This is a genomic window from Citrobacter sp. RHBSTW-00881 (assembly GCF_013728515.1).
In the GTDB taxonomy this organism is placed as follows: domain Bacteria; phylum Pseudomonadota; class Gammaproteobacteria; order Enterobacterales; family Enterobacteriaceae; genus Citrobacter; species Citrobacter braakii.
Genome location: NZ_CP056269.1, coordinates 5,183,744 through 5,196,469 on the forward strand (window position 1 = coordinate 5,183,744; position 12,726 = coordinate 5,196,469).

The 12,726-nt window shown below is 52.2% G+C and carries 10 protein-coding genes; 5 read left to right on the forward strand and 5 right to left on the reverse strand.

The features are described from left to right. Positions 1-10 precede the first annotated feature (10 nt). From rbsC to kup, 4 genes are all read right to left on the reverse strand, one after another. Positions 11-976, reverse strand: coding sequence for a ribose ABC transporter permease (gene rbsC, locus HV311_RS24865; protein WP_003023762.1), 966 nt, complete (start codon positions 974-976; stop codon positions 11-13). Between the two features lie 5 nt (positions 977-981). Continuing rightward, a complete protein-coding gene (gene rbsA, locus HV311_RS24870) occupies positions 982-2,487 on the reverse strand; it encodes a ribose ABC transporter ATP-binding protein RbsA (RefSeq protein ID WP_181629525.1) in 1,506 nt (501 codons plus the stop codon). Between the two features lie 7 nt (positions 2,488-2,494). Next, positions 2,495-2,914 carry a D-ribose pyranase gene (rbsD, locus tag HV311_RS24875; protein WP_016155090.1) on the reverse strand — a complete coding sequence of 140 codons (420 nt, stop codon included), beginning with the start codon at positions 2,912-2,914 and terminating at the stop codon, positions 2,495-2,497. A gap of 192 nt (positions 2,915-3,106) precedes the next feature. Beyond that, positions 3,107-4,975, reverse strand: a complete 1,869-nt coding sequence (gene kup / locus HV311_RS24880) for a low affinity potassium transporter Kup (protein WP_003023768.1) — start codon at positions 4,973-4,975, stop codon at positions 3,107-3,109. Positions 4,976-5,305: 330 nt separating this feature from the next. Here kup and ravA point away from each other — a divergent pair, with 330 nt between their 5' ends. Then, a complete protein-coding gene (gene ravA / locus HV311_RS24885) occupies positions 5,306-6,802 on the forward strand; it encodes an ATPase RavA (protein ID WP_047358450.1) in 1,497 nt (498 codons plus the stop codon). Continuing rightward, on the forward strand, positions 6,796-8,247 hold the full coding sequence (viaA, locus tag HV311_RS24890) for an ATPase RavA stimulator ViaA (protein ID WP_137380259.1): 1,452 nt from the start codon (positions 6,796-6,798) through the stop codon (positions 8,245-8,247). Before ravA ends, viaA begins: the two co-directional genes overlap by 7 nt. A gap of 3 nt (positions 8,248-8,250) precedes the next feature. Here viaA and asnA read toward each other — a convergent pair whose 3' ends face one another. After that, a complete protein-coding gene (asnA, locus tag HV311_RS24895; protein ID WP_191220577.1) occupies positions 8,251-9,243 on the reverse strand; it encodes an aspartate--ammonia ligase in 993 nt (330 codons plus the stop codon). A gap of 151 nt (positions 9,244-9,394) precedes the next feature. Here asnA and asnC point away from each other — a divergent pair, with 151 nt between their 5' ends. From asnC to mnmG, 3 genes are all read left to right on the forward strand, one after another. Next, positions 9,395-9,853 (forward strand): transcriptional regulator AsnC, encoded by a 459-nt coding sequence (gene asnC, locus HV311_RS24900; RefSeq protein ID WP_003023780.1) that lies wholly within the window; start codon positions 9,395-9,397, stop codon positions 9,851-9,853. A gap of 88 nt (positions 9,854-9,941) precedes the next feature. Continuing rightward, a complete protein-coding gene (gene mioC / locus HV311_RS24905; RefSeq protein ID WP_016155086.1) occupies positions 9,942-10,391 on the forward strand; it encodes an FMN-binding protein MioC in 450 nt (149 codons plus the stop codon). Positions 10,392-10,763: 372 nt separating this feature from the next. Next, positions 10,764-12,653 (forward strand): tRNA uridine-5-carboxymethylaminomethyl(34) synthesis enzyme MnmG, encoded by a 1,890-nt coding sequence (gene mnmG, locus HV311_RS24910; RefSeq protein WP_191220578.1) that lies wholly within the window; start codon positions 10,764-10,766, stop codon positions 12,651-12,653. The last annotated feature ends 73 nt before the right edge of the window (positions 12,654-12,726 follow it).

Consider the following 12,726-nt stretch of genomic DNA (forward strand, 5'->3'; position numbering starts at 1 on the left):
GTAATCGTTGTTACTGCTTTTTGTTGTCTACCAGTACCGCCAGCAAAATCACCACCGCTTTGACGATCATCTGGTAATAGGAGGATACACCTAACAAATTCAAACCATTATTGAGGAAACCAAGAATCAATGCGCCGATCAGCGTCCCAACAATACGTCCTTTACCACCCGCCAGGCTGGTACCACCTAACACCACCGCGGCGATAGCATCCAGCTCATAGCCAGTACCTGCCGTCGGTTGCGCAGAGGAGAGGCGCGCTACTTCAATGATGCCCGCCAGCGATGCCAGCAGACCACACAGGGAGTAAACGATAATTTTGATTTTACTTACGCTGATACCGGACAGGCGCGTTGCCGCTTCGTTACCGCCCAGCGCATAGATATAACGACCCAGACGAGTGTGGTGCAGCATGTACCACGCCGCGAGGAAGACAATCCCCATAATCCACACAGGCGTAGGGACGCCTAACGGACGACCAATACCAAACCAGCCAAACAGATCGGCATTGTCAGTAAACCCGGTATTAACCGGACTGCCGTTGGTGTATACCATGGTCACACCACGCAGCAGCAGCATCATCACCAGGGTCGCGATAAACGCCTGTACCCGGCCTTTCGCGACAATCACCCCGGTTACCGCGCCAATAGCAGCACCAAGCGCCAGAGCCGCAGCGACAGCCACCAGCGCATTGACTTCAATCCCTACAATGGAAGCCGCAACCGCACCGGTAAGCGCCAGCAAAGAACCGACAGACAGATCGATCCCCGACGTCAGGATAACCAGCGTCATGCCAACGGCCATGATGGCGTTCACCGACGTTTGCTGGAGGATGTTGAACAGGTTATTAACGGTAAAAAAGTTAGGGCTCATGGTGGAAACAATCGCGATCAGCACTAACAGAGCGATGAGCGACTTTTGCTCCAGAAGCCATGCTTTAGTGAAATAACGGCGACCAGAAACAGCCTGGGTAGTCATCTTTTTTACTCCTGATTCACGCGATTAAGCTTGCCCACAGCGGCAGCCATTAATACTTCCTGAGTGGCCTGCTCGCGAGTGAACTCACCGCCGAGATGCCCTTCATGCATAACGATAATTCGATCGCTCATGCCCAATACTTCTGGCATCTCAGAGGAGACCAGAATGATGCTCAGCCCATCGGCCTTAAACTGGTTGATAAGCTGATAGATTTCTTTCTTAGCCCCAACGTCAACGCCGCGCGTTGGTTCATCGAGGATCAGGACTTTTGGTCGGGTCATCAGACCGCGCGCAATCGCCACTTTCTGCTGATTACCGCCAGAAAGCAGGCCGATAGCCTGTTCCATCGATGGCGTTTTAACATTGAACAGACGAATAAAATCACCTACCGCCTGCTGCTCGTCTTTATGTTTAAGGCTTCCACCAGCGCGACTGAAATAACGCAGCGCGGTTAGTGACATGTTCTCTTTCACCGACATGCCCAGCACTAAACCATCGCGTTTACGGTCTTCAGAAATATAGACGATGCCGTTAGCCAACCCATCCTGCGGCGAACGGGTGACCACTTCATGGCCATCAAGCGTGACGTAACCGCTGATGCGCGGCAATGCGCCGTACAACACTTTCATCAGCTCGGTACGTCCGGCACCCATCAGCCCCGATACGCCAAGGATCTCGCCTTTACGTAGCGTGAATGAAACATCGTTTACGCCAGGGCCGCACAGGTTATCTACCTTCAGGCGAATATCACCCGGCGCTTTTTCCAGGCGCGGGTATTGATCTTCCAGCTTACGTCCCACCATCATTTCAATCAGCGAGTCTTCGGTCAGCGAGGCGACTTCACGCTCGGCAATAAACTGCCCGTCGCGAAAAACGGTCACGTCGTCACAAATCTCGAAGATCTCTTTCATGCGGTGAGAAATATAGACAATGCCGCGTCCCTGGGATTTAAGTTCGCGAATGACGCGGAACAGGGATTCGGTTTCGGTATCGGTGAGCGCATCCGTCGGTTCATCCATAATGATGACCTTCGATTCAAAGCTCAGCACTTTGGCAATTTCAACCATCTGCTGATCGCCAATCGACAGTTCACCGACCAGTCTGTCGCTTTTAAAGCGCAGATTCAGTTTGGCAAGCAGCAGATCGGCTTCGGCGTACATCTTCTTCCAGTCAATTTTGCCAAAGCGATTAACGAACTCACGGCCAAGAAAAATGTTCTCGGCGATAGTGAGTTGCGGGATCAAATTCAGCTCCTGGTGGATGATACCGATTCCGGCTTCCTGGGAGGATTTAGGGCCGTTAAAGGTGGTCTCTTTTCCCAACCACAATAAAGAACCGGCATCACGGGTATAGATCCCGGTCAGCACTTTCATCATGGTGGATTTGCCCGCGCCGTTTTCGCCCACCAGCGCCATTACGCGGCCTGGGTAGACATTCAGCGCGGCGCCGGATAGCGCTTTTACGCCCGGGAACGCTTTATCGATCCCTTTGAGTTGCAGTAATGCGTTCATGATGGCCTCAGAACGTGACGCCAGCACAGAGAATAATATTCGCATACGGAGAACACTCTCCGCTGCGAATTACCGCCTGACTGTCTGCGGTTTGTTTTTTGAATTGTTCATGCGTGGTGTAACGAATTTCTATGGTGTTTCCCTGGTGTTGTTGCAGTTGCTCAATGTGGCTGAGCAACGTTTCGTGGAGTTGCGGATTATGTTGTTTAATTTCCGTCGCGAGAATGGCCGCCTCGACCTGCATTTCACGTGTCACCACATCCAGTACCTGCATAAAAGAAGGTACGCCCTGGGTTAATGCCATATCGATACGCGTTGTGCTATTCGGGATGGGTAAACCTGCATCACACACCACCAGCGTATCGGTATGCCCCAGACGGGAGATCACCGATGAAATTTCAGAGTTGAGTACCGTGCCTTTCTTCATTTTCTTTCCCCACTAGCGAAACGTTTCGCTGAAGATAAGTGTAGAGCGAAGAGTGGAGATAAAACCACCGCGAAGTTACGAAAATGTGATCGTCATCGAAACGTTTCGCAAGGATTATCATTCGATGAAATGAAAACTGGGAGGGACAAAACAAAACGCCCCCTTTCGCGATGAAAGAGGGCGTCGATGAGATTAAATCTCGACCTGAGTACCGAGCTCAATAACCCGGTTCGGTGGGATTTCAAACTGGTCCGGGGCGCGCAGCGCATTGCGTTGTAGTAGCAGATACAGCTTGCCACGCAGACGCAGATACCATGGTCGTTTTCCAACAATCAACGACTCGTGCGACATGAAGAACGAGGTTTCCATCATCCGACAGCTTAAGCCTTCCAGACCGCAGCGATGGAACACTTCTTCAACGTTCGGCGTTTCGCGCCAACCGTAGCTGGCCACCACGCGCCAGAAGGTGGGCGATAACTGCTCAATCTGCACCCTACGCACATTGTGAACATATGGCGCATCTTCCGTGCGCAGCGTCAGCAGAATAACGCGTTCATGCAGAACCTTGTTATGTTTGAGGTTATGCAGTAGCGCAAACGGGATGACGTTCAATGCACGAGACATGTACACCGCCGTTCCCGGCACGCGTACCGGTGGTGATTTCTCCAGAGAGGCAATCATCGCCTCCAGAGAGTTGCCGTGCTCATGCATGCGACGCAGCAGACGGAAACGCTCGCTTTTCCAGGTGGTCATGATGGTGAACATCACCAGACCCAGCGTCAGAGGCAGCCAACCGCCGGAAATCAGTTTATCGAGGTTCGCGGAGAACAGCGGAACATCGACGCACAAGAACGCCACCAGGATCAGGAAGACGAAGTATTTATTCCAGTGCCAGTTTTTGCGCGCCACGGTGGTCGACAGAATTGAGGTCAGCACCATCGTCCCCGTCACCGCAATCCCGTACGCCGCAGCCAGATTGCTGGAGTGTTCAAAGCTCACAATCACAATAACCACTGCAAAATAGAGCATCCAGTTAACGAAAGGAATGTAGATCTGGCCCGATTCCATTTCCGAGGTATGGATGATACGCATCGGCGATAAATACCCCAGACGCACGGCCTGACGCGTCAGTGAGAAGACGCCGGAGATAACCGCCTGTGAAGCGATAACCGTTGCCAGCGCGGCGAGGATCAGGAGCGGTATCAACGCCCAGTCCGGCGCCAGCAGGAAGAACGGGTTTTTAATCGCTTCAGGATGCTTTAACAGCAACGCCCCCTGACCAAAATAGTTGAGTACCAGCGAAGGCAATACCACGGAGAACCATGCCAGGCGAATCGGCAACTTACCGAAGTGGCCCATATCCGCATACAGCGCTTCAACACCGGTAATCGACAACACCACCGCACCCAGCGCAATAAAGGACAACGTTTTGAATTCGAGGAAGAAATGCACCGCCCAATATGGATTGAGCGCCTGCAGCACTTCCGGATTACCAATAATACTGCGCACGCCTAACACCGCCAGCGTCAGGAACCACAACAGCATAATCGGCGCAAACAGCTTACCGACCATGCCGGTACCGTGTTTTTGAATCAAAAACAGCAGGGTCAGTACGATTATCGAGAGCGGAACAATCCAGGTATCCAGTTGCGGGGCAATGATCTCCAGACCTTCAATCGCCGACATCACCGAGATAGCAGGCGTTATCACCACTTCTCCATAGAAGAAGCTGCCGCCAATCAACCCCATAATCACCAGCATGGAGGTTGTTCGTGCTGAAGTATTACGCCCGGCCAATGACATCAGCGTCAGGATCCCGCCTTCTCCGGCGTTATCCGCGCGCATGACAAACGTCAGGTATTTAATGGAGACAACAAAGATCAGCAGCCAGAAAATCAGCGAGAGAAAGCCAAATACGGCGTCACGTTCAACGCCAAAACCAAACTGGCCGGACAAACATTCACGAAGCGTATAAAGTGGGCTGGTACCAATATCACCGTAGACAACCCCAATGGCTGCAAGGGTAATCGCAGACAATGATTGTTTATTATCAGTGCTCATAGACTCGTCTTTCGTTTATACACATCATCTTTCAAGCCACCTCCGCGTGGGCTGCATTCGTTATTCCCCCCATCCCAGAAGAAAACTCCATTGCCGCCTTGGTGCAGCTTGATTGATTTGGTGTATATATAAGAAATGTGTGCGTCGTCCCTTGGCCCACAAAAAGGCGCACAGTATGCACGATTAATCGCAAAATCGTACCCCTAAATGAGACCAGATTAATCTGGCTCAAAGAAAAATAAGCGCACCTTCAGTCTATTACTGCACTGGTGTGAAGCATCTATACTCGCTGTTTATGCAGTACATTTGGCGAAAGGACGCCACTTCATTATGGCTCACCCACATTTATTAGCGGAAAGAATTTCCCGTCTGAGCAATGCGCTGGAAAAGGGACTTTATGAACGTAGCCACGCCATTCGTCTGTGTCTGCTGGCTGCGCTTAGCGGCGAGAGCGTTTTCTTATTAGGCCCTCCCGGGATCGCGAAAAGCTTAATTGCCCGCAGACTGAAATTTGCCTTTCAAAATGCTCGCGCCTTCGAATATCTGATGACGCGCTTCTCTACGCCGGAAGAGGTTTTCGGCCCGCTGTCCATTCAGGCGTTAAAAGACGAAGGTCGCTATGAACGCTTAACGGCAGGCTATCTCCCTGAAGCTGAAATCGTCTTTCTCGATGAAATCTGGAAGGCGGGACCGGCGATTCTTAACACCCTGCTGACCGCCATCAACGAACGCCACTTCCGCAACGGCGCGCATGAAGAGAAAATCCCGATGCGCCTGCTGGTGGCAGCCTCCAACGAACTGCCTGAAGCAGACAGCAGCCTGGAAGCGCTGTACGACCGTATGCTGATTCGTCTGTGGCTGGATAAAGTCCAGGACAAGGCCAACTTCCGCTCGATGCTGTTAAGTCAGCAGGATGAAAGCGACAATCCGGTCCCGGCATCGTTACAGGTGACGGATGAAGAGTATTACCAGTGGCAAAAGGACATTGGCGCCATCACGCTTCCCGATCGCGTGTTTGAGCTTATTTTCATGCTGCGCCAGCAGTTGGACACGCTACCGAATGCCCCCTACGTGTCCGATCGTCGCTGGAAAAAAGCCATTCGCTTGCTCCAGGCCAGCGCCTTCTTTAGCGGACGTGATGCGGTAGTTCCCATCGACCTGATCCTGCTGAAAGACTGCCTGTGGTACGACGCACAAAGCCTGAATCTGATGCAGCAGCAGCTGGAAATATTGATGACCGGACACGCATGGCAACAGCAAGCCATGCTGACCCGTCTGGGCAGTATTGTGCAGCGCCGCATTCAGCTCCAGCAGCAGCAAAGCGATAAAACAGCATTCACCGTGATCCGTCAGGGCGGCATGTTCAGCCGTCGTCCTCATTATGATTTACCGCCGGAGGCCACGTCTTCCGTCGTGACATTACTACTGCAAAAGCCCTTAAAGCTGCATGATATGGAAGTAATCCATATTGCTTTCGAACGTAGCGCGCTGGAACTGTGGTTAACCAAAGGTGGTGAGATCCGCGGAAAATTAAACGGCATCGGTTTTGCCCAGACGCTGAACATGGAAGTGGATAGCGCGCAGCACCTGGTTGTACGCGACGTCAGCTTACAAGGCTCTCGCCTGGCATTGCCCGGTACATCACAAGAGAGTATGCCCGCTGAAATAAAACAGGAGCTTGAAGCGCTCGATAACGAGTGGCATCAGCAGCACAGCGCATTTAGCGAGCAGCAAAAATGTCTGTTTATTCATAGCGACTGGTTAGGCCGCATTGAGGCCAGCCTGCAGGATGTCGGGGCGCAAATCCGCCAGGCGCAACAATGCTGACCCTTGATACGCTCAACATCATGCTGGCAGTCAGTGAAGAAGCGATGATCGAAGAGATGATCGTCGCCCTGCTGGCTTCTCCAAAGATGGTGGTATTTTTTAACAAATTCCCTCGCCTTAAAAAAGCGATCACTGACGATATTCCCCGCTGGCGTGAATCTTTGCGTAGCCGCCTCAAAGATACCCATGTACCGCCGGAGTTAGCGGAAGAGGTTATATGCTATCAACAAAGCCAGCTCCTCTCTCATGCGCAGTTTATCGTCCAGCTACCGCAAATATTGTCGCTATTGCACCACCTCCATTCGCCATGGGCCGGACAAGCGCAGCAGTTGGTCAATGACAACAGCGCGTTTACGCCTGCCCTACATACGCTTTTTCTCCAGCGCTGGCGCCTGAGCCTGGTGGTGCAAACCACAACGCTGAATCAGCAACTGCTGGAAGAAGAGCGCGAGCATTTGCTCAGTGAAGTACAGGAACGGATGACCCTTAGCGGGCAACTGGAACCCGTACTGGCAGAAAATGACAACGCCGCAGGCCGGTTGTGGGATATGAGCGCAGGTCAAATCAAGCGCGGTGATTATCAGTTGATGGTGAAATATGGCGAATTCCTGACGCAACAACCTGAACTCCAGCGTCTGGCTGAGCAGTTAGGCCGTTCCAGAGAAGCGAAATCCGTACCGCGTAAAGATGCGCCAATGGAAACCTTCCGCACCCTGGTGCGCGAACCGGCAACCGTCCCGGAGCAAGTAGATGGCATCCAGCAAAGCGACGATATCCTGCGCCTGCTGCCGCCGGAACTGGCCACGCTGGGCATTACCGAACTGGAATACGAGTTCTACCGACGACTGGTGGAAAAGCAGCTGTTGACCTATCGCCTGCACGGCGAAGCATGGCGTGAGAAAGTCACGGAACGCCCCGTGGTGCATCAGGATTTTGACGAGCAACCGCGCGGACCGTTTATCGTCTGCGTTGATACTTCGGGATCGATGGGCGGCTTTAATGAGCAGTGTGCGAAAGCCTTTTGCCTGGCGCTAATGCGCGTCGCCCTTGCCGATAACCGACGCTGTTTCATCATGCTGTTTTCAACAGAAGTAGTGCGCTATGAGCTATCCGGCCCGGAGGGCATCGAACAGGCGATCCGTTTTTTAAGTCAGCGCTTTCGCGGTGGTACCGATATTGCCAGCTGTTTTCGCGCCATTACTGAGCGCATGCAGGGTCGGGAATGGTTTGATGCTGATGCGGTGGTGATCTCAGATTTTATCGCACAGCGATTGCCCGATGAGGTTGTCAGCAAAGTGGAGGAATTACAGCGGGTGCACCAGCACCGTTTTCACGCGGTGGCGATGTCAGAACATGGTAAACCCGGCATCATGCGCATTTTCGATCATATCTGGCGCTTTGATACCGGGATGCGAAGCCGCCTGCTCAGACGCTGGCGGCGTTAATTCTTACAACAGAGAGGCGACGCTTTCACGTACCTGTGCCGGCCATACGCCACACTGAACCTGACCAATGTGTGGTAATTGCAGCAACAGCATGGTCAGACGCGACTGCCCAATTCCTCCACCAATCGTCTGTGGCATTTCACCGCGCAGCAGCGCCTGGTGCCATTCCAGACTCAGACGATCTTCATCTCCGGTCAGAGACAGCTGATGTTTCAGAGTGTCAGCATCCACACGGATCCCCATAGAAGACAGCTCAAACGCATCCTCCAGTACCGGGTTCCAGACCAGAATATCACCGTTCAGACCGGCGTGACCCAGCTCGGATGCTGAACTCCAGTCATCATAATCCGGCGCACGTACATCATGGCGGTGACCGTCGCTGAGCTTGCCGCCGATCCCCACCAGGAATACCGCGCCCAGCTCTTTAGCGATCGCACGTTCACGACCTTTTGCGTCAAGACCAGGATAACGAGATAACAGTTCCTGGCTATGAACAAAGTGGATCTGCTCTGGCAGGAACGGTGCCAGACCAAACTCTTTGCTCACCGCAGCTTCGGTAGCCTTAATTCCCGCCCAGATAGCCTCTACCGTGCTTTTCAGAGTGGAGAATTGACGCTCGCCGTCGCCCATCACGCGCTCCCAGTCCCACTGGTCAACATACACTGAGTGCAGCGGGGAAAGGCGATCTTCATCGGGACGCAGGGCCTTCATATGCGTGTACAGCCCTTCGCCTGCGCTAAAGTCGTGTTGTCCTAATGTTTGACGCTTCCACTTCGCCAGTGAATGAACCACTTCGAATTGAGCGTCTGGCAATGCTTTAACCTTCACCTGCACCGCTTTTTCACAGCCCGACAAGTTATCTTGCGTGCCATCTCCTACGCGGCTGAGGATCGGAGCCTGAACTTCGATCAGACCTAAACGCTCTTCCAGCTGACGAGAAAAATGAGATTTTACGAAGCTAATTTGACGTTGTTTGGCAATGTAAGCGGTTTTCATTATGTGTACTCCTGTGTCCTGTTGCCTATGATTAAGCAACAGAATGTAGGTAATATTCAATAATCAACAAACAAAAAGCCGCCTTCGATTTTGATTCGTTAAAATTAACGTCTAAAATAGAGGGAATCATTAATCTACATAAGAAAAACCTATGGAAAATTATCAGATCGACAATCTGGACCGCGGCATTCTTGACGCCCTGATGGAAAATGCCCGAACGGCCTATGCCGAATTGGCCAAACAGTTCGGCGTGAGCCCGGGGACAATTCACGTTCGCGTAGAGAAGATGAAGCAGGCCGGGATTATTACCGGCGCGCGGATTGATGTTAGTCCCAAACAGTTGGGCTATGACGTCGGTTGCTTTATCGGCATCATCCTGAAAAGTGCGAAAGACTATCCGTCAGCGTTGGCCAGACTGGAAAGCCTCGATGAGGTGACCGAAGCGTATTACACCACCGGGCACTACAGCATCTTTATAAAGGTGATGTGCAAGTCAATCGACGCGTTACAGCAGGTACTTATCAACAAGATCCAAACAATTGATGAAATTCAGTCCACGGAGACCCTGATCGTCCTGCAAAACCCGATCATGCGCACCATCAAGCCATGATCGCTTTTTTTAATCCCCTATTTTTCCACAGGTAGATCCCAGCTCGCTCACAGCGTACAATACGCCCTCTTTATAAAGGTGGGCGATCATGGCAGAAATCACTCTTATCAGCGGCAGCACGCTTGGCAGTGCGGAATATGTAGCAGAGCATCTGGCTGAAAAACTGGACGACGCGGGTTTTTCCAGCGAAATACTGCATGGGCCAATGCTTGAAGAGGTCCCGACTGATGGGATCTGGCTGATTATTAGCTCCACGCACGGTGCGGGAGACATTCCTGACAACCTGCAGCCTTTATATGATGCCTTATGCGAGCAAAAACCGGACCTTTCACAAGTGCACTTTGGTGCAATCGGGATCGGCAGTCGTGAATATGACACCTTTTGCGGCGCAATCGACAAGCTGGAAGCCGAACTGAAAGCCTGCGGGGCAAAACAGATCGGCGAAACGCTCAGGATCAACGTACTGGAACATGAAATTCCGGAAGATCCGGCTGAAATTTGGCTGGGATCCTGGCATCCATTGCTCAGAGATTTGTAAAGATCGTACTTTTTTATGTGGATAACTCTGGTTAAAAGCTTGGATCAACCGGTAGTTATCCCAAGAACAACCGTTGTTCAGTTTTTGAGTTGTGTATAACCCTTCATTCTGCTCCCAGCTTATACGGGCCAGGATCACCGATCATTCACAGCTAATGATCCTCAACAACCTGTTGATCTTATTCAAAGGATCGCCCTTATCCACAGAAAGTTGCGATCCTAATAAGAGATCACAATAAAACAGATCTCTAAATAAAAAGATCTTCTTTTTAATACCCAGGATCCCAGGGCTTTCTCGATCGACTAAAGTTGAGTAGAATCCACGGCCCGGGCTTCAATCCACTTTCACACCGCGTTATGCGAGGCAATTACCATGTTTTATCAGGATCCTTTTGACGTCATCATCATTGGCGGGGGTCATGCAGGCACCGAGGCCGCAATGGCCGCGGCGCGAATGGGTCAACAGACTCTGCTTTTGACACACAATATCGACACACTGGGACAGATGAGCTGCAACCCGGCGATCGGCGGTATTGGGAAGGGACACCTGGTAAAAGAAGTGGATGCGCTTGGTGGGTTGATGGCAAAAGCGATCGACCATGCAGGTATCCAGTTTAGGATACTAAACGCCAGCAAAGGGCCAGCCGTTCGTGCTACCCGAGCTCAGGCCGACCGTGTGCTCTATCGCCAGGCTGTACGCACCGCACTCGAGAATCAACCCAATCTGATGATCTTCCAACAGGCGGTTGAAGATCTGATTGTTGAAAACGATCGTGTTGTGGGTGCAGTGACCCAAATGGGACTGAAGTTCCGTGCCAAAGCGGTTGTATTAACCGTAGGGACTTTTCTTGACGGCAAAATTCATATTGGTCTGGACAACTACAGCGGCGGCCGTGCTGGCGATCCGCCGTCTATCCCGCTGTCACGCCGTCTGCGTGAACTGCCTTTGCGCGTCAGCCGCCTGAAAACCGGTACGCCGCCGCGTATCGATGCACGCACTATTGATTTCAGCGTGCTCGGCCAGCAAAACAGCGATAACCCGATGCCGGTCTTCTCATTCCTGGGCGATGCTTCTCAACATCCGCGTCAGATGCCGTGTTACATCACGCATACCAATGAGAGAACCCATGACGTGATCCGCAATAACCTCGATCGTAGCCCGATGTACGCAGGCGTGATCGAAGGTATCGGTCCGCGCTACTGCCCGTCGATCGAAGACAAAGTGATGCGCTTTGCCGATCGTAATCAGCATCAGATCTTCCTCGAACCGGAAGGACTGACGTCTAATGAAATTTATCCGAATGGTATCTCCACCAGCTTGCCGTTCGATGTGCAGATGCAAATTGTCCGCTCCATGCAGGGTATGGAAAATGCCAGAATCGTCCGTCCTGGCTACGCGATTGAGTATGATTTCTTCGATCCGCGCGACCTGAAACCCACTCTGGAAAGTAAATTCATCCAGGGTCTGTTCTTTGCGGGCCAGATTAACGGTACTACCGGTTACGAAGAAGCTGCTGCGCAAGGGATGTTGGCGGGTCTGAACGCCGCACGCTTGTCTGCTGAGAAAGACGGTTGGGCACCGCGTCGCGATCAGGCTTATCTTGGTGTACTGGTGGACGATCTGTGTACGCTTGGCACCAAAGAACCGTACCGTATGTTCACCTCACGCGCAGAATACCGTTTGATGCTGCGCGAAGATAACGCCGACCTGCGTCTGACCGAAATTGGTCGTGAACTGGGTCTGGTGGACGACGAGCGCTGGGCTCGTTTCAACGAGAAGCTGGAGCGTATCGAACAGGAACGTCAGCGTCTCAAATCAACCTGGGTAAATCCGTTAGCGGAATCTGCAGCAGAAGTGAATGCTCACCTGGCTACGCCTTTGTCACGTGAAGCCAGCGGTGAAGATCTCCTGCGCCGCCCGGATATGACCTATGCTCAGTTGACCTCTTTATCTGCGTTTGCACCAGCGCTCGACGATGCTCAGGCCGCGGAACAGGTTGAGATTCAGGTGAAATACGAAGGGTATATCGCCCGTCAGCAGGAAGAAATCGAAAGACAACAGCGTAATGAGAACACCCTGTTGCCTGCAACGCTGGATTATCGTCAGGTCTCAGGCTTGTCGAATGAAGTTATCGCCAAGCTGAACGATCACAAACCGGTATCGATCGGCCAGGCATCGCGTATTTCTGGCGTAACGCCTGCCGCCATTTCCATTCTGCTGATATTGTTGAAGAAACAAGGTATGCTGCGCCGCAGCGCTTGATAACACTATTTTGGCGGCGGGCGCTTCGCCTGCCCGCCCTACAAATTTGTAGTCCCGATAAGCTATAGCGCAT

Bases quoted from the DNA above. Each gene is read 5' to 3' on its own strand.
- rbsA (WP_181629525.1), bottom strand. From the start codon at position 2,487: ATGAACGCATTACTGCAACTCAAAGGGATCGATAAAGCGTTCCCGGGC.
- rbsC (WP_003023762.1), bottom strand. From the start codon at position 976: ATGACTACCCAGGCTGTTTCTGGTCGCCGTTATTTCACTAAAGCATGG.
- ravA (WP_047358450.1), top strand. From the start codon at position 5,306: ATGGCTCACCCACATTTATTAGCGGAAAGAATTTCCCGTCTGAGCAAT.
- mioC (WP_016155086.1), top strand. From the start codon at position 9,942: ATGGCAGAAATCACTCTTATCAGCGGCAGCACGCTTGGCAGTGCGGAA.
- mnmG (WP_191220578.1), top strand. From the start codon at position 10,764: ATGTTTTATCAGGATCCTTTTGACGTCATCATCATTGGCGGGGGTCAT.
- rbsD (WP_016155090.1), bottom strand. From the start codon at position 2,914: ATGAAGAAAGGCACGGTACTCAACTCTGAAATTTCATCGGTGATCTCC.
- asnC (WP_003023780.1), top strand. From the start codon at position 9,395: ATGGAAAATTATCAGATCGACAATCTGGACCGCGGCATTCTTGACGCC.
- viaA (WP_137380259.1), top strand. From the start codon at position 6,796: ATGCTGACCCTTGATACGCTCAACATCATGCTGGCAGTCAGTGAAGAA.
- kup (WP_003023768.1), bottom strand. From the start codon at position 4,975: ATGAGCACTGATAATAAACAATCATTGTCTGCGATTACCCTTGCAGCC.
- asnA (WP_191220577.1), bottom strand. From the start codon at position 9,243: ATGAAAACCGCTTACATTGCCAAACAACGTCAAATTAGCTTCGTAAAA.